The sequence below is a fragment of the Pseudooctadecabacter jejudonensis genome (assembly GCF_900172275.1).
In the GTDB taxonomy this organism is placed as follows: Bacteria; Pseudomonadota; Alphaproteobacteria; order Rhodobacterales; family Rhodobacteraceae; genus Octadecabacter; species Octadecabacter jejudonensis.
This window is the reverse complement of record NZ_FWFT01000001.1, coordinates 1,023,428-1,043,057: the sequence shown is the minus strand read 5'-3', so window position 1 is coordinate 1,043,057 and position 19,630 is coordinate 1,023,428. Positions and strand designations below refer to the sequence as shown.

Annotated in this window: 18 protein-coding genes and 1 pseudogene; 7 read left to right on the top strand and 12 right to left on the bottom strand. The window is 60.3% G+C overall.

Features of this window, described 5'->3' with window-relative positions; all coding sequences use genetic code 11:
- The 5 genes and pseudogenes from PSJ8397_RS16805 to PSJ8397_RS05010 form a co-directional block, all read right to left on the bottom strand.
- Positions 1 to 164 (bottom strand): annotated as a pseudogene (locus PSJ8397_RS16805) (histidinol dehydrogenase); the annotation flags it as partial.
- Positions 165 to 176: 12 nt separating this feature from the next.
- On the bottom strand, positions 177 to 1,505 hold the full coding sequence (locus PSJ8397_RS05025) for a TRAP transporter large permease (RefSeq protein ID WP_085863416.1): 1,329 nt from the start codon (positions 1,503 to 1,505) through the stop codon (positions 177 to 179).
- 12 nt (positions 1,506 to 1,517) lie between these two features.
- A complete protein-coding gene (locus PSJ8397_RS05020; protein WP_085863415.1) occupies positions 1,518 to 2,030 on the bottom strand; it encodes a TRAP transporter small permease in 513 nt (170 codons plus the stop codon).
- 112 nt (positions 2,031 to 2,142) lie between these two features.
- On the bottom strand, positions 2,143 to 3,294 hold the full coding sequence (locus PSJ8397_RS05015; protein WP_085863414.1) for a TRAP transporter substrate-binding protein: 1,152 nt from the start codon (positions 3,292 to 3,294) through the stop codon (positions 2,143 to 2,145).
- Between the two features lie 21 nt (positions 3,295 to 3,315).
- A complete protein-coding gene (locus tag PSJ8397_RS05010) occupies positions 3,316 to 3,501 on the bottom strand; it encodes a hypothetical protein (RefSeq protein ID WP_085863413.1) in 186 nt (61 codons plus the stop codon).
- Positions 3,502 to 3,860: 359 nt separating this feature from the next.
- Here PSJ8397_RS05010 and PSJ8397_RS05005 point away from each other — a divergent pair, with 359 nt between their 5' ends.
- The 3 genes from PSJ8397_RS05005 to PSJ8397_RS04995 all read left to right on the top strand — a co-directional run bounded on the left by PSJ8397_RS05005 (position 3,861) and on the right by PSJ8397_RS04995 (position 7,140).
- The gene (locus tag PSJ8397_RS05005) at positions 3,861 to 4,514 is read left to right on the top strand and encodes a protein-L-isoaspartate O-methyltransferase family protein (protein WP_235000573.1); all 654 of its coding nucleotides are present in this window, start codon (positions 3,861 to 3,863) and stop codon (positions 4,512 to 4,514) included.
- Between the two features lie 54 nt (positions 4,515 to 4,568).
- Positions 4,569 to 5,936, top strand: a complete 1,368-nt coding sequence (locus PSJ8397_RS05000; protein WP_143515374.1) for a TolC family outer membrane protein — start codon at positions 4,569 to 4,571, stop codon at positions 5,934 to 5,936.
- A gap of 79 nt (positions 5,937 to 6,015) precedes the next feature.
- On the top strand, positions 6,016 to 7,140 hold the full coding sequence (locus PSJ8397_RS04995; protein WP_085863412.1) for a hypothetical protein: 1,125 nt from the start codon (positions 6,016 to 6,018) through the stop codon (positions 7,138 to 7,140).
- 42 nt (positions 7,141 to 7,182) lie between these two features.
- On the opposite strand, the gene PSJ8397_RS04990 is transcribed toward PSJ8397_RS04995, so the two are convergent.
- Complete coding sequence (locus PSJ8397_RS04990; RefSeq protein ID WP_085863411.1) at positions 7,183 to 8,643, bottom strand: cobyric acid synthase; 1,461 nt, start codon at positions 8,641 to 8,643, stop codon at positions 7,183 to 7,185.
- A gap of 50 nt (positions 8,644 to 8,693) precedes the next feature.
- Between PSJ8397_RS04990 and PSJ8397_RS04985 the strand changes: the two genes are divergently transcribed.
- Positions 8,694 to 9,269: a cobalamin biosynthesis protein CobQ gene (locus tag PSJ8397_RS04985; protein WP_085863410.1), complete on the top strand. Its 576-nt coding sequence runs from the start codon at positions 8,694 to 8,696 to the stop codon at positions 9,267 to 9,269.
- A gap of 84 nt (positions 9,270 to 9,353) precedes the next feature.
- Here PSJ8397_RS04985 and PSJ8397_RS04980 read toward each other — a convergent pair whose 3' ends face one another.
- Positions 9,354 to 9,686, bottom strand: a complete 333-nt coding sequence (locus PSJ8397_RS04980) for a DUF6280 family protein (protein WP_085863409.1) — start codon at positions 9,684 to 9,686, stop codon at positions 9,354 to 9,356.
- A gap of 236 nt (positions 9,687 to 9,922) precedes the next feature.
- On the opposite strand from PSJ8397_RS04980, the gene efp reads away from it, so the two are divergent.
- Complete coding sequence (efp, locus tag PSJ8397_RS04975) at positions 9,923 to 10,486, top strand: elongation factor P (protein WP_085863408.1); 564 nt, start codon at positions 9,923 to 9,925, stop codon at positions 10,484 to 10,486.
- A 130-nt stretch (positions 10,487 to 10,616) separates the two neighbouring features.
- Here efp and ygfZ read toward each other — a convergent pair whose 3' ends face one another.
- Entirely contained in the window at positions 10,617 to 11,402 is a 786-nt protein-coding gene (gene ygfZ, locus PSJ8397_RS04970; protein WP_085863407.1) for a CAF17-like 4Fe-4S cluster assembly/insertion protein YgfZ, read from the bottom strand.
- Between the two features lie 9 nt (positions 11,403 to 11,411).
- Positions 11,412 to 13,289, bottom strand: a complete 1,878-nt coding sequence (locus tag PSJ8397_RS04965) for an ABC transporter ATP-binding protein (RefSeq protein WP_085863509.1) — start codon at positions 13,287 to 13,289, stop codon at positions 11,412 to 11,414.
- Between the two features lie 146 nt (positions 13,290 to 13,435).
- Here PSJ8397_RS04965 and PSJ8397_RS04960 point away from each other — a divergent pair, with 146 nt between their 5' ends.
- Positions 13,436 to 14,671, top strand: coding sequence for a pyridoxal-phosphate-dependent aminotransferase family protein (locus PSJ8397_RS04960; RefSeq protein WP_085863406.1), 1,236 nt, complete (start codon positions 13,436 to 13,438; stop codon positions 14,669 to 14,671).
- Here PSJ8397_RS04960 and PSJ8397_RS04955 read toward each other — a convergent pair.
- Together PSJ8397_RS04955 and PSJ8397_RS04950 are read right to left on the bottom strand one after the other, a co-directional pair.
- Entirely contained in the window at positions 14,609 to 14,791 is a 183-nt protein-coding gene (locus PSJ8397_RS04955) for a hypothetical protein (RefSeq protein WP_085863405.1), read from the bottom strand. The two genes, PSJ8397_RS04960 and PSJ8397_RS04955, sit on opposite strands and share 63 nt — an antisense overlap.
- Positions 14,792 to 14,847: 56 nt before the next feature.
- Entirely contained in the window at positions 14,848 to 15,996 is a 1,149-nt protein-coding gene (locus tag PSJ8397_RS04950) for a pyridoxal phosphate-dependent aminotransferase (protein ID WP_085863404.1), read from the bottom strand.
- A gap of 75 nt (positions 15,997 to 16,071) precedes the next feature.
- Here PSJ8397_RS04950 and PSJ8397_RS04945 point away from each other — a divergent pair, with 75 nt between their 5' ends.
- Positions 16,072 to 16,236, top strand: coding sequence for a Tat pathway signal protein (locus tag PSJ8397_RS04945; protein WP_085863403.1), 165 nt, complete (start codon positions 16,072 to 16,074; stop codon positions 16,234 to 16,236).
- A 136-nt stretch (positions 16,237 to 16,372) separates the two neighbouring features.
- Here PSJ8397_RS04945 and PSJ8397_RS04940 read toward each other — a convergent pair whose 3' ends face one another.
- Positions 16,373 to 19,321, bottom strand: coding sequence for a valine--tRNA ligase (locus PSJ8397_RS04940; RefSeq protein ID WP_085863402.1), 2,949 nt, complete (start codon positions 19,319 to 19,321; stop codon positions 16,373 to 16,375).
- Between the last annotated feature and the right edge of the window lie 309 nt (positions 19,322 to 19,630).

The following is a 19,630-nucleotide window of genomic DNA, read 5'->3' as shown; positions in this document are numbered from 1 at the left end:
AGCATCACGTTGCCCTCGTAGCGGTCAAACTTGGCGGCATATTCCATCGCCTTGGCGTCCCCGCCCGCCTCAATATCATTGAGGATGCCAACCACCGTATCATGCACATCCGAGGCGCCAGAGGCGGCTGTAAGGGTCGCTTTCTTAAGATAATCGCGGGTCATTGCGGCGCAATCCTATTTGTAGATGTCCGGAAGAAGGGTCGTCGACACCGCAGGGACGTAGGCAATAAAGAGGACCACAACAAACATGCTCAGCACGAATGGAATAGCGCGCGCTGCGATCTTGAGGATGGATTCCCCCGTGATACCCGAGACAACAAACAGGTTCAGCCCAAGAGGCGGCGTAATAAACCCCACACCCAACGCGGTGATCATCATCACGCAGAACTGAATTTCATTCATGCCGATGTTTTCGGCCAACGGCATCAGGATCGGTGCCAGAATGACGATGTTTGGTGTCGTCTCCATGACGCAACCGGCGGCCACGAGAATACCGATCATCAACAGGATCAGCAGCCAGGGCTCTTCGGTCAGGCCGGTGGCTGAGGTCACAAAACCTTGTGGGACACCCATGATCGCAAGCGCCTCTGCCAGCGGGGCAGAGAATGCGATGATCGGCAAGATGACCCCGTTTACCTTGGCAGAGCTGACCAACATCGCTGGGAAATCAGCCCATTTCAACGTGCCCAGCAAGAAGCCCATCATGATGGTGACAACAACAGCCGTGGCGCCTGCCTCGGTCGGGGTCAAACGGCCCGAGAAGATCCCGTAAAAGATGATGCCCGGCACGATGAAGGCATACCAGCCGGATTTCAGCGACCGACCCAGATTGCCCAGCCATTCGCTGAACGACAGATCTCCGCCGCCCTCATAGGCATAAATGCGGTTCACGATCAGGTTGGTGATCAGGATCGCAAAGAGAATGCACAGGCCCGGGATCAGTGCCGCAAGAAACAGGGTGGATGCGGATATGCCCAACACCAAACCGATAATGATGTAGGCAATAGAGGGCGGGATCAGGATGCCGGTACAGGCACCTGCTGCAACCAGCGCACAGGCATAGGGGCGGGGGTATCCTGCCTCAACCAGACGGGCGATTGTCATACGTCCAACGGCCGCCGCACCCGCCGCATCAGACCCTGAGATCGCGGCGAACATGCCGCAGACCAGAACCGTTGCAGATCCGAACCCGCCTTTGGTAAAGCAGGTCAACGCTTCGGCCACGTCCAGAAATTTCCGACTGAGGCCGGTGCGCACCAGCACGTCGCCGGTCAGGATGAACAAAGGGATGGCCGTCAGGGCAAAGGCGTCGATCCCGGTGAACAAACGCTCCCCCACCAGCGACAGCGGCAGATCGCCGGACATCAACAGCATCAAAATAGCAGCAGATCCGATGGCAGCCCAGACAGGCACGGCCAAGGCAATAAGGGCGACGAACAGGATGACGGGCACGTAGAAATCCCATCCCAGCTCAACCGTTTGCGCGACAGTCGTCCAAAGCATCAATCGCGCTCCTTAATCAAACAATGTATCGCCTTCGTAGACAGGTTTCCCTGTCCGAAGGGTCGTGAAATCACGGCGCATGGATTGCAAAAGGCGCCAAATCATCAGGGCAAAACCGGTCGGCACAGCCATCAAGAACCACACCTTCGACACCCGAAGGCCATCGGTCACCGAGCCAAACTTCCAAGACACGTGAACGGCTTCGTAAGACCAGTAGAGGGCAATCACAGCCACAACCATCATCACAACGTCGCCAAACATATACAGCAGCGCTTTGGGTCGTGGGGGCAAGTAGTGCATGATCACATCAATGCGGATATGCGCCCGTTCTTTTACAGCAGCGGCCGCGCCGATCCAGGCAAGGTAGATAAAGGCATAGCGCACGATCTCTTCGCCCCAGATGGACGAATAGGCAAAGATCTCGCGGCGCAACACTTCGACCGCCATTGTGATGACCAGCATCACATAAAAGGTCAAAAGCAGCCAGCGCTCGGCGTTCTGGTCAATTTTACGAAGCAGGGTCATGGGTGGTCCCGTTTGGCTTGCATGACACAAGACAGCGCAAGGTTTGCGCGGTGCATCCGTCATGGCGAAGAGGGCATTGGGGGCCCCGCAAACAGGGCCCCCGAAGGTCGCTTTAGGCGTCGTGGACGTAGTATTTGCCCTGCGTGCCGGCCGCTTCTTCCATCTGCGCGAAGGCGTCCATGGATCCGGCGAGTTCGACCTTGAACTCATCCCATTCGGAGCGCTGATAGCCACCGGCCTCTTTCCACTCGGCCAGCTGATCGTCGCTAAGGCTGTGGAATTCGACGCCTGCTTTCGCAAGCTCCGACATGGCATGGGCCCGTGCGGATGGGACTTTGGCGAGGTTCTGGTGCGCCGTCATCTCGGAGCCCCACATGATGCCTTCCTGCACGTCGGCGGGCATGGAGTTGAACCACTCAAGGTTACACGAATAGACCTGAGAATCCGGCACAGCCTGCGTGAAGGTCACGTGGGACAGGATGTCCTTAAAGCCGAATACGAACAGCGCGCCCACAGACGGGTCAAGCGCGTCAGCCACACCCTGCTGGATTGCCGATGGTGTCTCGCCCCAGGCCACAGGTGTCGGGTTCGCACCAACCAGACGGTAGTATTGCTGCAACATGGCAGACCCTGGCACGCGGAACTTCACACCGTCCAGATCGCCCGGCGTGATCACCGCACCGGCGCCGCCTTTGCGCACGGCCACGACGCGAGGGTCGATGTTGACGTAGAACAAGGGCTTAAAGCCGTTTTCTTCGATCTTGGGCGTAACAGTGCTGTTCCAGAAATCGGAATTCACAAGGTTCGTAAAGCGCTGGTTGGACCCGCACAGATACGGCATGTTGATCAGGTCGACAGTGGATGCAAACGGGGCAAAGTTGGACAGCGAATGCTGCGCGGCCTGAATGGTGCCACCCTGAACCGCCTGAACCAACGCGCCACCTGCGCCCAGCTGACCACCAGGTGCCAGTTTGACATAGACTTTGCCGTTCGTGGCGTTCTGGATGTTCTCTTTCAGGTCCAGCTGCATAATCGGGTAGCTGCGCGACGCGCCCAGAACGTAGGCGGTGGCGATCGTCATCGTGTGCTCGGCTGCGGCCTCCCGCTCGCGCTCTTCGTTGGCCGATTGTGCGGCTGCTTGTGTTGACCACAACGTGCCAGCCGCGCCTGCGACCAATGCTGCGGTAAAGCCGGCCGTTGATGCGATCTTCAGGAAATTCCGGCGTTCCGTTGACGCCAGTTCTTCGCGGTCTTTGTAATCCATTTGGTTCTCCTCCCGTTGGACTTATGTGCTGTCGTTGTCATTCCGATCAGCTTCTTTTTTGAGAATCGCGACGACAAACAGAACGGTCGCGCAAAACAGAACCAGCATCTCTCCCACATCCCCAAGGAATGCGCTGTCTGCGAATGCCCCAAGGGCAACATTTAGAAAGAAAATCGCGAAAGCGACGAATGAGATAAGTAAGAACATTCAGGCCTCATATCGGCTGATTCACTAAAACTGTAAGCGTTTACAATCGATTCGTGCAAGCCTTTACATTTTTCAATGCAGCTGAGGCGCCATACACCAAGGCAGGACACGACCGACGCTGGATATGTGCCCAGTGTGTCAGGCGGGTCGAAGGCGTCAGCCCAGGCCGGTTCCCGCCAGTGCGCCACGGGGCAAATCTGGGCGGGTTTGGCGGGCCTTTTTGCGTGGTTCAAAGCATCCGTCGGCCGGCGGGGCAGGCTGACACCATTCAGTTCGTTTTGGCACGCAAAGGGACGTTGCGAGAGCGCGGGGGCTGTGGCATGAATAGGCAATCCAACCTGAACGAAAGAGTTTAGCTCGTGGCAGACTATACCTCCCGCCGTACATTGATGGTCGACACACAGGTGCGCCCCTCAGATGTCACCAAATTCCCGATTATTGATGCGCTTCTCAGCGTCCCGCGTGAGGAATACGTGCCCGATGGTCAGCGGGATGCGGCCTATATCGGTGAAAATATCTCGCTGGGCGAGGACCGCGTGGTGCTTGAGCCGCGGACGCTGGCCAAAATGCTGGATGCGGTTGATGTGCAGCCGACGGATGTGATCCTCGATCTGGGGTGTGGTCTGGGCTATTCCACGGCCGTGCTGGCGCATATGGCCGAATTTGTGGTGGCCCTTGAAGACGATGCCTCCCGCGCGGCGGATGCAGAGGCTATATTGGCCGCCCAAGGGGTGGATAATGCCGCCGTGTTCGAAGGCGCCCTGGCCGACGGCAACGCCAAAAGCGGCCCTTTCGATGTGATCATCCTGCAAGGCGCCATTGAGGTGATGCCCGACAGCCTTGTCGATCAGCTGCGCGAGGGGGGCCGGATGGTGGCCATTTTTGCAGACGGCGCGTTGGGAGAAGTCCGTGTGGGCCGCAAGATTGACGGTGTGATGAACTGGCGGATGTCCTTTAATGCAGGCGCCCCGGTGCTGGCCGGTTTCGCGAAAGAGGCCGCCTTTTCGCTTTAACCAATCTAAATGACAAAACGGTCCGTATATCAGTCACTTGCGAAGGATTTGATGATGAGAATGCGACATATCTTTGCGATGGCTGCACTGGCGGCTGGTGTGATGACGGGACCCGTACGGGCAGATAGCCTTGCCGATGCCCTGCGCGATGCTTACCACAATTCGGGGTTGCTGGACCAAAACCGTGCTGTCTTGCGGGCGGCTGACGAAGATGTGGCGCAATCGCTGGCGTCCCTGCGCCCTGTTGTGACGTGGCAGACGCAGGCGGTGTATCAAGACAGCTCGGCGTTGCGGTCCACGGGCAGCATTTCTGACAATCTATCGGCCACAGCGACAGTCACAGCCAGCCTGTTGTTGGCCGATGGCGGGGCAAGCGCTTTGGCCACCGATGTCCAAAAAGAGCTGGTTTTGCAGACGCGTCAGGGCCTGATTGATGTCGAACAATCCGTGCTGTTCCGCGCCGCACAGGCCTATTTGTCCGTGCGCAGCGCGTCCGAGTTTTTGGCCCTGCGGCGCAACAATGTCGGTCTGATCCAGCAGGAGTTGCGGGCGGCCCGTGACCGGTTCGAAGTCGGAGAGGTTACACGAACAGATGTGTCCCTGGCGGAGGCCCGTTTGGCCGCAGCCCGCAGCCTTTTGGCCTCAGCCGAAGGCGCGCTTGTGCAAGCGAACGAAGAATTCCGCGCCGCCGTGGGCCGTGGTCCGGGCCGCCTGGCCGTAGTCAGCCCTGCACGTTTGCAACATGACGTGGAGGCCGCCCGCGCCTTTGCCGTGCGCAACCACCCCAATATCCGCGCCGCCCAACATGCCGTCACCGCCGCCGAGTTGAACATTCGCCGCGCAGAGGCCGCGTTGAACCCCCGTCTGAACCTGTCCGGCACGCTGGGCCTCACAGACGAAGGTGACACAACACAGCGCTTGGCCCTGACCTACGGAGGCACGATTTATCAAGGTGGACAGCTGCAATCGATCATCCGTCAGGCGCAGGCCAACCGCGATGCAGCCCGCGCTGGTCTGTTGATCACCACCCAAGGGATCAATCAGCAAGTGGGCAATGCCTATGCCGTTTTGGCGGTGGCACGGGCCAGCCGCGAGGCCTCTGATCTGCAGATTCGTGCCGCCCGCACAGCCTTCCGCGGCGTCCGCGAAGAGGCCACATTGGGCGCCCGCACAACGCTGGACGTCCTGAACGCGGAACAGGAATTGCTGGATGCGCAGGCCAACATGATCGACGCTCAGGCCAATGAGGTCGTGGCCAGCTATGGCGTCTTGGCCGCGATGGGCTTGTTGACGGCAGATCACTTGAACCTCGGCGTGCAAAGCTATGATCCCGCTGCCTATTATAATCTGGTCCGTGAAGCCCCATCGCGGGTGTCTGAACAGGGTCAGGCGCTGGATCGGGTGCTGGAATCTCTCCAATAATACTTCAAAAGCCGACTATCGGTTGTTTGGAATCAGTGGGGCGGTTATCATCCGGACTTGAGGCGAAAGCAGGAACAAAATGTCCGACCCGGTGACCAACGTAGAAATTGAGGATGTACTGTCCTCTATCCGCAGACTTGTGAGCAATGGCGACACGTCGCGCGCGAACGCGTCTGAGGACGGGGGCACGTCCCAGATCAATGAGGGCGTAGGGGATGAGGACGCGGCACAGCACCATGTGCCCGAAGGGTCTGCTGCGGATCGAGGTTGGTTTGATGCACCCGATCAAAACAGCCAACCCGCACAAGATGATACCGCCGTCTCGACACAGGCTGAGGCGACCGCGCCGGACGACAAGCCCGAAAAGTTTGTTTTGACGCCTGCGTTTCTCGTTGTGGATGAGGGCCAGCAGCCCGCGGATGAGGATCATGAGGACCACGCCGTGGACTGGGCTGTCGACCCTGATGAAAATGCCGATCTCGTGCAGGACCACGAACAGAATGACGACTGGACAGACATGTCCGAGGATCAGGTCGCAACAGGCAAAACTGAGGTGGATGATACGCCACCCGATGTCGCCCCACTTGAGCTGACCAACCGCATCGTCGAAGAGCCACCGCAGAGCGTTGAGGCCTCGGACGGGGAGGCGGGGGAGGACACGCCGGTTGAGGCGGGTGTCACCGCCGACGTTCCAGACCGATCCGCACTCGTTGCCCAAATCGCTGAGCTTGAGGCCGCGGTCAGCAACGAAGCGCAAGAGTTCGAACCGGACGGCAGCGAGATTGTCGCGCAAACCATAGCGTGGCCTGGCACCATCGTTCGGCAGCTCAGCGAGGATACGCCTGAGGCTGAAACCATCGAGGCCGGCGAAACCGGACATCAGGGGAGTGATGCCGCTGCTGTCGCGCCTGACCGGGAAGGTGCGGCAGATGAAGCGGCACAATTCACTCACCGTGATCCCGCCGCTGCAAGGGTCGATGTAAGGGTCGATGACGCTGGCGATTATGATGATGAGTTGGACGATGATCTGGATGAGATCATGGCTGGTAATGGCACGATCGACGAAGAGGCCCTGCGCGCTTTGGTGTCAGAGGTCGTGCGCGAGGAACTGACCGGCCCGATGGGCGAACGGATCACACGCAACGTGCGTAAACTGGTCCGCCGTGAAATCTACCGCATTTTGAACAGTCAGGAATTCGACTGATCCGCCCGATAGGCAATTTGGCCAGATCATCGTGTGTTGGGGTCAGGCCTGGGGGACATCCTCAGCCAGACCAAGAAGCCGATCCACATCCAACGTGGCTTCCAAATGATGCGCTAAGGTATCTAGCGTCGCCTCGACCCCTGCATCGTAGTTCAGTGTCTGAATAGGCGCGCCAATGCCCTCCATATAGGCGGCGCGAAACCCGTCGGATGCAAACAACCCGTGCAAGTAGCAGCCTTTGATGCGTCCGTCCGCGCTGGCTGCCCCTTCGGACCGGCCGTCCAACGTCAGCCATCCGTTTGTGCGATCAGGGCCCACCGTCTCACCTATGTGGATTTCGTAGCCCGTGACAGGATCGCCCGTTGCGTCATAGCGCGCCTCGGACAGGGCCAGTCGTTTGTGCTGGGCCATGACCGTTGTGACATCCAACAGCCCCAGCCCGCGCACGCGGGTCGCGGGCCCCTCGATACCGTCAGGGTCGGAAATTTCGCGCCCCAACATCTGATATCCGCCACAGATGCCCAGAACGTGCCCTCCGCGCCGAACGTGTGCCAACAGATCGGTGTCCCACCCTTGCGCGCGGAAATGCGCAAGATCCGCAATGGTAGATTTTGACCCCGGGATCAGGACGAGGTCTGCATCGCCGGGCAGGGGGCGGCCCGCTTCGACAATTTCGACCGTCACATCGGGTTGCGCGGCGAGGGGGTCCAGATCGTCAAAGTTGGCAATCCGGTTCAGGCGCGGCACCGCCACCTTGATGGCGCCGCCTTTGCGGCTGGCCACATCCATGACGTCCTCAGCAGGCAGTTTCCACGCATCGGCAAACCACGGCACGATCCCCAGCGGGGCCCAGCCCGTGTGGCGGGCGATGGCGGTCATACCGTCGTCAAACAACGTGGTGTCGCCGCGAAACTTGTTGATCGCAAAGGCTTTGATGCGGGCGCGGTCCTCGGGCGGCAGGATCACATCCGTGCCGACCAATTGCGCGATGACGCCGCCGCGATCAATGTCGCCGATCAGCACCACGGGGCAATCCGCGGCCTCCGCAAAGCCCATGTTGGCGATGTCACCGGCGCGCAGGTTGATTTCGGCGGGGGAGCCTGCGCCCTCAATCAAGATCAGGTCGTATGCGCCCGCAAGCCGGTGGTAGCTGTCCAGCACACGCGGGATCAAATCTCCCTTTCGCGTACCGTATTCGCGCGCCTTCATGGTGGCAAAACGCTTGCCCTGCACGATCACCTGCGCGCCCACATCGGTTTCGGGCTTCAGCAGGACAGGGTTCATATCCGTGTGCGGATCAAGCCCACAGGCCAATGCCTGCAGCGCCTGCGCGCGGCCAATCTCGCCGCCATCGGTGGTGACTGCGGCATTGTTCGACATGTTTTGCGGCTTGAACGGCGCGACGGTTAGCCCCCTCATGCGGGCGGCACGGCACAGCCCTGCGACCAACATGGATTTGCCCACGTTGGACCCTGCGCCCTGAATCATGATTGCCTTTGCCATGGCCGTCCTCCACGCTGCATGTCTAACAGCCCCGCCCGATGAGGAAAGACATGAACACGCCCGCCCATCTGATTTTCGGCCTTGCCGCATTCGGCAAACGGGACGCAGCTGTCGTGACGGCGGCGGCCTTCGCGGGGGCGTTGATCCCGGATTTGTCACTGTACCTGCTGGCGGGGTTTCATTTGGTCGTACTGGGCACCGACCCGCAGGTGGTGTTCGGAGAGCTTTATTTCTCGGACCTGTGGCAGACAATTTTCAAGATCGACAATTCGGCGGTGTTGTGGGGGATTGCGCTGGCGGTGGCAGGGTGGTTCCGCAGCGGGTGGGGCATTGCCCTGTGCGGGGCCGCCTTGTTGCACATCGGACTGGACTTTCCGCTGCACCATGACGATGGCCGCGCCCACTTTTGGCCGCTGTCGAACTGGGTGTTCGAAAGCCCCGTCAGCTATTGGGACCGCAATCACTATGCCAGCATAGTCGCCCCGCTTGAGATCGCGGTGTCACTGATCCTGTGTGCGGTGTTGTGGCGCAGGTTTCAGGGCTGGCTTATGCGGGGCCTGATCGTGGCCCTGGCCTTGGGTGAGGCGGCTCCCGGTCTGATCTGGATGTTTGTCTTTAGCGGCTGACCCCGTGCATTGACGGGCCCCAAAAGAAAAACGCGGCCCGAGCAGAGGGCCGCGTTTTCACGATCTGATAACAGTGCGGAAGGATTAGGCTGCGCGGGCTTCTTGCTCCGCGGCTTCTGCCACGGCACGACGCTCACTCTCCTCGCGGGAGAGGGCGACGGAGGTGCGAACACCTTTGCCCACGAAATCCATCAGACCCTGAACAACACGTTCGTTCGGGTCGATCCCTGCGCAAGACAGAACTTCACGGCCATCACGAGAGCGCGCCCAGCGGGCGATCTGTTCGGGGCCGTTGCCGTACTTTTTGTCATCAGCAATGGCGTCATCCAAAGCAGCCAACACAACAGCCGCAAAGAGCTTACGGGCGCGGTTGCCTTGTTCGTTGTTAAACGCTGTGCCGTCGACGAAATCTCGCATATTCGGTCCTTAGTTTGGGTCGTTGTTGTTTTTAGTCTTGTATCGAGCGTGAGGGGCAATATGCCTATTTCAGCCCGATTCGGGGTTCTTCATTTGGAATGGCAGCCATGCGTTTATGGCATACCTTCGCCGCATCACCAACACCTTATGGTTGGCTTGCGCGGCTTCTCACCACCGGATATAGGCGTCCTTAACTTTTCTTCAACCTTTCGACAACTTTTGGACACAATTGAACGATGGCAAAAATCAATGGCAATGAGATCAGAATCGGCAACGTGTTGGAGCACAACGGAGGCTTGTGGGCTGCGGTAAAGGTCGATCATGTAAAGCCTGGAAAAGGGGGCGCATTTGCGCAGGTTGAGATGCGCAATCTGCGCAACGGGTCAAAGTTGAACGAACGCTTCCGGTCCGCCGACAAGGTCGAGAAGGTCCGTCTGGAGCAGAAAGATCAACAATTCCTTTACGAGACCGACGGGATGTTGGTTTTCATGGACACCGAGACATATGAGCAGATCGAACTGCCCGCTGAACTGCTGGGCGAACGCCGCCCTTTCCTGCAAGACGGCATGATTGCGGTGATTGAATACTACGAAAGCGAGGCGCTGAACGCGTCCCTGCCGCAGAAAGTGACCTGCAAGATCGTCGAGACCGAGCCGGTCGTCAAAGGCCAGACCGCCGCCAATTCATTCAAGCCCGCCATTCTGGACAACGGCGTGCGCGTCATGGTGCCTCCGTTCGTTGGTCAAGACGAGGACATCATCGTGAATACCGAGACAATGGAATATGCCGAACGCGCCTAAAAGCGCGATGGAGTACGCCGAAGGCGCCTGAGGAACCGGCGTTGGAAAATTGAAAAAGCCGGCCCCTGACGGGGTCGGCTTTTGTAGATTTTATAGGTGCGGGTTGAGGGGTGAGCCCTTCGCGGTTGGGTCAGCTTTGGGTGTTAGCTGCGCCTCCGGCGGGAGTTTTTGGGTCAGATGAAGGGGGGACGGCGCGCAAGGTTGCGGTCTCTGCCTGCATTTGGCCTGTGGCGCGGTCGTAGCGGACGTGGGCCAAGGCCAGACCGTCTGATTGGGTGTAAAGGGTGCCGACCGATTTGCCGTTCGCGGTGATTTCTGTGCCCACGGGTGCGGTGCCGGTGATGGTGAGCTGGACGAGGCCCTTTTTCAGCTCTGTCTTATGTTTCATGCGTGCGGCGATTTCCTGGCCGACGTAGCAGCCCTTGCGGAAGTCGACGCCGTTCAGACGTTCAAACCCAGCTTCGAGAATATAGGTGTCGGGGGTCAATTCCACGCCCGTTTCGGGGATCAGGTGGGCCACACGCAGGGTGTCCCAATCTGTTGAATCCTCAGTTTGTGATGCCCTAAAGGCCCGCCAGCCCAGGGCGGTGTGGCGCGGATCGGCCATGGCGCCTGAAGGGGCGGGGCCGGTGCCGCGGGAGACCTGCAGAGTGCTTTCCTCAATGTCCACCTTGGCGCGCAGGCGGTACATGGAGAGCCGTTGGGCGAGGGTCGGCGCATGGGAAGAGGCCACATCGACCAGATAGCCGTCTTCATGTGCGGCCACGAAAAAGTCGGCAATGTATTTGCCTTGGGGTGTCAGCAAGGCGGCGTAGACCAACCCCTGATCCGTCTTTGCAATGTCGTTGGTGATCAGACCTTGCAGGAAATCGCGGGCATCGGGGCCAAAGAGGCGGAGGAGGGTGCGCTGTGTCATACGGAGTATCTAGGAACGGCGATCGCGCCCGAAAAGGCGTGCCATCCAACTGAGGGGTGCTGACGTGACGGTGGGTGCGATTTTTGCCGTCTCTGGGCGGTTTGTGCCATCGACCACCTGTTTGCCGTCACGGAATTGCAAGCGGTAGAGATCCGCATAAAGCCCGCCGCGGGCCAGCAGATCCTCGTGCGTGCCTTCGTCCACCACACGGCCTTTGTCCATGACGATGATCTTGTGGGCCGACTGGATCGTCGAAAGCCTGTGGGCGATCACGAGGGTCGTGCGGCCTTTGGCCAGACGGTCAAGGGCGGATTGGACGATGGCCTCTGATTTGGTGTCCAGCGCGCTTGTGGCTTCATCCAGCAGCAAGATGGGCGTGTCGCGCAGCAGGGCGCGAGCGATAGCCACCCGTTGGCGTTGCCCGCCCGATAGGTTGGACCCGCGCGGCCCTGCGGGGCTGTCGAGCCCTGCGGGCAGCTTGTCCAGGAAATCGGACACATGGGCGTTCTCAAGGGTTTGTCGCAGCGCGTCTTCGTCCACGTCCGTCCGGCCCAACAGGATGTTGTCACGCAGGGTTTCGTCAAAAAGGGCGGCGTCTTGGGCCACCGTGGAAATCAGCCCGCGCAGGGCGTCCAGATCGAGGTTGCTGATGTCGATGGTGTCCAAGGTGACGGCGCCTGATTGCGGCTCTACCAGTCGTGTCAGCACGTTAAAGATCGTGCTTTTGCCCGCGCCCGATGCGCCCACCAGCGCGGTGGTTTGACCGGCCTTGGCGGTGAAGGTGGTGCCGCGCAGCACGGGCAGATCGCCATAGCTCAGCTGGACGTCGTCGAAGGTAATTTCGGGGGCGCCGTCTGGTGGGGTTTGCACCGTGGCAGGCGACAGCAAGGTGGGTTCGGTTTCGAACAGATCCAGAAGGCGGTCAATTGCGGCGGCGGCGGCCTGCCACAGCCCGCTTAGGTTGCCCAGGCGGCGCAAGGGGTCAAACGCTATGGCCATGGCCGTAAAGAACGCCATGAATTCGCCCACCGTTTTTTCACCGTCAATGATCTGGCTGCCGCCGTAGGTCAGCACCGCCAGAAACCCGACGCCCGCCATGATATCCACGAAGCTGGGGATCAGGGCCTGGCCGAAGGCGGCCTCGGTCTCGGCGCGCACACGGTGCCCCGTGAGGCCGTCATAGCGGCGGGCCTGATACTCCTCCAGCCGGTTGAGTTTGATGGGGTTGATGCCGTGAAACACCTCATCAAGGCGGGTCGACATGCTCGCGGCCACCTCACGGGCGGCGCGGGCTTTGCGGCGCACAAATTTCTGGATCAACAGGGACGGCAGGATCATCACAGGGATCCCCACCAGCGCGATCAGCGTCCAGACCCAATCGATATAAAGTGCCACCGAAAACAAAGAGATCGCCGCGATCAAATCACGGCCCAAGCCCGTGATGATGCCTGTCCAGACACGGCCCAGGGCCTGCACATCGCCCTGAACCCGTTCAATCAGGGTCCCGGGCGGATTGTGTTGGTGGAACGCCGTGTCCAGTTGCATCAGATGGCGCAGCAGATCGGTGCGGATGTCGGCGGAGGATTGTTCGGCCACGCGTTTCAGGATCACCCGTTGCGCCACCGAGGTGACCGCACGTGTCAGAAACAGCCCAAAGATGATGGCCCCCACGATCCAGATCGCGCCGCTTTGCCCGCCGATGAAGACATCGTCAAACATCGGCTTCATCATGTAGCTAAGCACGCCAAACGTGCCGCCTTCCATGATCATCAGCACCAAGGCCACCGCCAAAAGCGGCCAATGGCGGCTGAGGTAGCGGCGCCATAGCCATCCAATCATTATGCTGGATCGGCGTTCAGGGTTGGGGGTGTCTGACATAAGGTTCATCCGTTGGTCTGCCCCCCGTTTACGCGGCTTTGGCAAGGGGGGGAAGATCATTGCGTCTTTCAAGCTGGCGCTGATGTCTGGTTGACGGCATGACGGGGCGCGTTAGGGTCTCTGCCAAAGGTGTCCCACGAAAAAGGTATGCGCGCATGTTTGCCAATGGTCTGTCCTATCTTGCAATCCCTGGTCCGTCGGTCATGCCGGACCGTGTGTTGCGGGCCATGCACCGTGCGGCCCCCAATATCTACACCGGGGAATTGCATGATGTGACCCGCAGCCTGATCCCCGATCTTAGGTCGGTGGCGCAGACAGATCATTCCGTTGCCATCTACATCGCCAATGGTCACGGCGTGTGGGAGGCCGCGTTGTCAAACGTCGTGGCCGAAGGCGATACGGTGTTGGTTCTGGCCACGGGGCGTTTTTGCATCGGCTGGGGGGAGATGGCCGAGGGCCTTGGCGCGCACGTTGAAACGATTGATTTTGGCAACAGCGACGCGATTGATCTGGCCCAAGTCGAGGCTGCGTTGCGCGCCGACACCGGCGGGCGCATCAAGGCGGTGCTGACCTGTTTGGTCGACACGTCGACCGGGGTGCTGAATGACATCAAAGGTGTGCGGGCGGCAATGGATGCGGCGGGGCATGCAGCACTTTTGATGTGTGATTGCATTGCGTCTTTGGGGTGCGATGAATACCGGATGGACGACTGGGGCGTCGATGTGACCGTGGCGGCAAGCCAGAAAGGTCTGATGACCCCACCCGGCATCGGGTTTGTGTGGTTCAACGACCGCGCCGATGCCGTGCGTGAGGCCATGCCACGTGTGTCGCGCTATTGGGATTGGCGCCCGCGGGTGGAGGCCGATGAATACTGGAAATACTTTGACGGCACAGCGCCCACCCACCACATCTACGGCCTGCGCGAAGCGTTGGACATGATCGCACAAGAGGGGCTAGAGGCCGTGTGGGCACGCCATGCAGGGCTGGCCGAGGCGATCTGGGCGGCCATTGACGTCTGGTCCTCAGCCGGGCCGATGCAGATCAACGTGGCCGACAAGGACGCGCGGTCGCGGGCGGTGACGTCATTGAAGTTGGACGAAGGGCAAGGCGATGCCCTGCGGGCGTGGTGCGAAGACAAGATGGGCGTCACGTTGGGCATTGGCCTTGGCCGCACCCCTGCCAGCGCCTATTTCCGGCTGGGTCATATGGGGCATGTGAATGGCCAAATGGTATTGGGGTTCCTTGGCACGATCGATGCGGGTCTCAAGGCGCTGGGCATCCCCCACGGCGCAGGCGCGATCGAGGCCGCGGCGCGTAAGTTGGCGGATCTAGCCGTCGCTGATGCGGGCCGCACGCAGGCGGATCAGGCCGTCGATCAGTGCTGCGGATAACATGACCCAAACGATTCCAAAGGTGGCTGCGATGGTGAAAAATGCCATGAACAGGATCCCGAAAGCGGTCACCAGAAAGGCATTTGTGTAGTCTTCAACGCGGCCGGGGTATCGTTTCATGCAGCACTCCTTTGGGTTGGTCCGTTTGATCCTAGCATTGGGGCGTGAAAAATCACCTAAAGGTTCCGAGATGTCGCAGGGGCTGCGGCCGATGCCTCCGTTAAGGCCTCAGGCAGGGCAGCGGCGACAAGCGCCATATCCTGTGGCGATCCGCACGAGATACGGATGCAGCGATCTTGGGGGGACACAAAAGGCATCCGCACGAAAATGCCCCGCGCCGTCAGGCCCGTCAGCATGGCACGGGCGAAGGCGCCGTCCTGGCCGCAGTCTATCGCGACGAAGTTTGTGGCAGAGGGCAAGGCCGTCAGGCCGTTGTCTTCGGCAATCTGTGTGAGGGCGGCGCGGGACGTCTGCACCTGCCTGCGGACATGAGTAAGCCACTCAGCATCGGCCAAAGCGGCCAAGGCCCCAGCCTGTGAGACACGGGACATCCCAAAGTGATTGCGCACGCGATTGAAGGCCGAAATCAGATCAACATGCCCCACCGCATAGCCGACCCGTGCGCCCGCCAGACCGTAGGCCTTGGAGAACGTCCGCGTGCGGATCACCTTGGGATCATGGATGTTGAACGCGGGCGCTGTGCCGTCGGGGGCCAGTTCGACATAAGCCTCATCCAGAACCAGAAGGCAGCCCTCGGGCAGGTTCTGGATCATCAGCAGGATGGTCTGGGCATCGTGACAGGTGCCCATCGGATTGTCAGGGTTTGAGATGTACACAAGTTTTGCGCCGACCTGCCGCGCCTTGGCGATCAGGCGTTCGGGGTCTTCATGGTCGGCGGTGTAGGGCACTGTGTGAACCGTGCCGCCGTAGCCTGTGACGTGATAGTTGAATGTCGGATAGGCGCCTGCACTGGTGACCACATGATCACCCTGCGTCACCGTCAGACGCACAATGCTGTCCAGCAACCCGTCAATGCCTGCGCCCACGACGATGTTTTCCGCCGGAATCCCGTGCGTCGCGCTCAGGGCGTGGCGCAGATCATGGCTTTCGGGGTCGCCGTACATCCAAGCGTCCGCCGCGGTATCCGCCATGGCTTGGACCGCTTTGGGGGACGGGCCAAAGACGCTTTCGTTGGCCCCCAGACGGGCCTTGAAAGCTGTGCCATTGGCCCGTTCCTGTGCTTCTGGCCCGATAAAGGGCACGGTGGCGGGCAGGCTGGCGGCCAGTGGGGTGAGGTGCGGGCTGTGGGTGGTTTTGTCCGTCATGGTGGGGAGTTTGCGCCGCAGGTTCCCCGTTGAAAAGGGGCAGGTGGTCCCCACGTGATGGTCAGGAGGATGGTTATGGTAAATTTCACACGACGGGGATTTTTGGGAGCGACAGGTGCGGCCCTCGGCATACGGGCAGCGGCCCCCCTCGCACGGTCCGGCGGGGGGCGGCGGATCCTGACGCTGGTCTACGACAAATCGCTTGGCATGATGCGCGCGGTGGAGCGTGTGGTGCCGTGAAGGGTTTGGATCGGATTGGCTTCGCCAATCCGATCCGCTGGGGGCGCTGCCCCCGGCCTGCGGCCTCCCCCGGCATATTTGTGAAACAGCGAAACAGGGGCGCGGTGGGTGAGGTGTGCGCGCCCCTGATGTGGGGTTAGATTTCGTTCAACTGGGCCAAGGCGGCTGTGAGCTGGGCGATTTCTTCTTCTCTGAGCGCGAGGTTGGCTTGTGCTTCTTCCACCACCTCCGCCGAGGCATTGGCGGCGAATTTGGGGTTGCTCAGCCGTCCGCGCAGCCCGCCTGCCTCTTTTTCGACTTTGGCCAAAGATTTGGAAATGCGGGCTTTTTCCGCGTCCACATCGATAATGTCCGCCAAAGGCAGGGCGAAGGTCGCGCCGCGTGTGCCGACCATCATCGAGCCCTTGGGGGCTGCGCCCACGGTCAGTGTATCGACGCGGGCGAGCCGTTTGATCAGCGCCTCATTCGCGGCCCATGCGGCGGTGGCGGCGGCGTCGGCCTCCACCTGCACCAGCGGCACATAGAGACCTGCAGGCACGTTCATTTGCGCCCGCGTAGAGCGGATGTTTTCGATGATCTGGACCGTCCAGTTGAGTTCGCGGTCCGCTGCCTCATCCACCAGATCTGTGCCGTAGTCGGGCCAGTCGGTATGAGCCAGAAGGGTGGTATGGCCTTTGAGCGACCACAGCTCTTCTGTGATGAAGGGCATGATGGGGTGGAGCAGGATCAGACATTGATCGAGGACCCATGACAGGGTCGCGCGGGTTTCCTCTTTCTCGGCGTCGGTGCCGTCCATCAACAGCGGTTTGCTGAGTTCAAGATACCAGTCGCAGACCTTGCCCCAGACGAATTTATAGAGCGCGTCGGCGGCGTCATTGAAGCGGTAGGCGTCAAGGGCTGTGTTGACGTCGGCCAGGGTGCGGGCGGTTTCCCCGATGATCCATTTGTTGACGGATTTGGTCGGCTGGCTGTCGTATGGCAAGCGTATGGCTGGCGTATGGCTGGCAGCTGGCTTGAACGCGTCGTTCATTTCCGCAAAACGGGCCGCGTTCCAGAGTTTAGTGCCGAAGTTCCGGTAGCCCGCGATGCGGCTTGTGTCGAGTTTCAGCGCGCCGCCAAGGGACGCCATCGCCGCATTGGTGAACCGCAACGCGTCGGCGCCGTATTCGTCAATGATGTCGAGTGGGTCGATGACATTGCCCGTCGATTTCGACATTTTCTTGCCCTTGGCGTCGCGGACAAGACCGTGCAGGTAGATCGTGTTGAACGGAATGTCGTCCACCACGGCCAACTGCATCATCATCATCCGCGCGACCCAGAAGAACAGGATGTCCTGACCGGTGATGAGATCGGACGTGGGGAAGTACTTTTGCAGCGCCTCCGTGTCCTCGGGCCAGCCCAGCGTACCGATGGGCCAGAGGCCGGAGGAGAACCAGGTGTCGAGGACGTCGGGGTCGCGGGTCAGAACGGCGCCATCGCCCGCTTGCGCGCGCGCTTCCGCCTCTGTCGCGGCGCAAAACTGGTTGCCGTCTTCGTCAAACCAAACCGGGATTTGGTGCCCCCACCACAGCTGGCGCGAGATGCACCAGGGCTCGATGTTTTCGAGCCAATGGTAGTACGTCTTCTCGCCGCTTTCCGGCAGAATTTTGACAGTGCCGTCGCGGACGGCGTCGAGCGCAGGGCCGACAATTTTGTCGGTGTCGACGAACCATTGGTCCGTCAGCATGGGTTCGATGACAACCTTGGAGCGGTCGCCGAAGGGCTGCATGATCTTTTTGGCCTCCACCAGCGGGACCTCTTGATCCTCCCGCGCCTCGCCGCCTTCTTCGGGGGCAAGAGGTTTGAGAGCAGCCTTGCCCAGACGAGGGTCGTGGGCGGGAACCATGACGGCGAGGCCTTCGGCGGTGATGTCGTCGACGACAGCTTTGCGGGCCTCGAACCGGTCCATGCCGCGATAGGCGTCTGGGACGAGGTTCATGGCGGCGATCACAGATTCATCCGGCAGGGGGATTTCGCCATTGGCGATTTTCTGCGCCGCTTCGGCCTCTTCCGCATAGGGTTTGCCGTCCGCCCGCATGGCCGCCTTGGTGTCCATGAGGTTGTACATGGGGATGCCGCCGCGTTTGGCGACGAGGTAGTCGTTGAAGTCATGCGCACCGGTGATTTTCACCGCACCTGAGCCGAAGTCAGGGTCAGGGTATTCGTCCGTGATGATCGGGATCAGACGACGATGTTCTTTCGGGCCAACGGGAATTTCGCAGAGTTTCCCGACAATTGGAGCGTAACGTTCATCTGATGGGTGAACCGCAACGGCTCCGTCGCCCAACATGGTTTCGGGACGGGTCGTGGCGATTGAGATATAGTTACGCTCTTCGCTAAGTATGATATTTCCGTCTTCGTCCTTCTCCTCGTACGTGTAGGTCGCGCCACCTGCGAGGGGGTACTTGAAGTGCCACATGTGGCCGTCGGTTTCGATGTTTTCGACTTCGAGGTCAGAGATCGCGGTTTCAAATTTCGGGTCCCAGTTGACCAGACGTTTGCCGCGGTAAATGAGGCCTTTGTTGTACATCTCAACAAAGACCTTGATGACCGCGTCGTGGAAGTTGCCGTCATTGCCTGCAGGCGCGCCGGGGGCGCCGGACATGGTAAAGGCCTCGCGGTCCCAGTCGCAGGATGCGCCAAGACGTTTGAGCTGGTTGATGATTGTCCCGCCCGAGGTGGCTTTCCACTCCCATACTTTTTCTAGGAATTTGTCGCGGCCCAGTTCGGCGCGACCCGGTTGCTGGGTTTCGGCCAGCTGGCGTTCGACAACCATTTGTGTGGCGATGCCCGCGTGGTCCGTGCCGGGCTGCCAGAGCGTGTCAAACCCGCGCATCCGGTGCCAGCGGACCAGAATGTCCTGCAGGGTGTTGTTGAAGGCATGGCCCATGTGCAGCACGCCCGTGACATTGGGCGGGGGTATCATCACGGAATAGGTGTCGGTCCGCGTCGCATTGGCACCAGCGGCGAAGGCTTTTTCGGACAGCCACCGCTGGGTGATGCGGGCCTCGGCCTCTGCCGCGTCGAATTTCTTTTCCATGGTCATGGGACACATCCTGTTTGGGTTTGCGCAACCGTTTAGCCAATGAACGGGCCAATCGAAAGGGGCGATGTCGGATTTGCATATTTGGAAAACAGCGAAACGGGTAACGGCGCTTTAACCAAATCATTGGATTGTTCTGGGGCGGTACAGGCAGGCATGCCGATGGCCGTAAACGGCGAAGCCGCCCCGTCCTACCAGTCGACAGAGCTGAGCATGGGGGCGGGGCGCACCGCCCTGTTTCGCTGTTTCAAAAATATGCAAAATCCAACCGTAGGGTCGGGCGCCTTCGGTGCGGGATGGATCGCTGGGGCC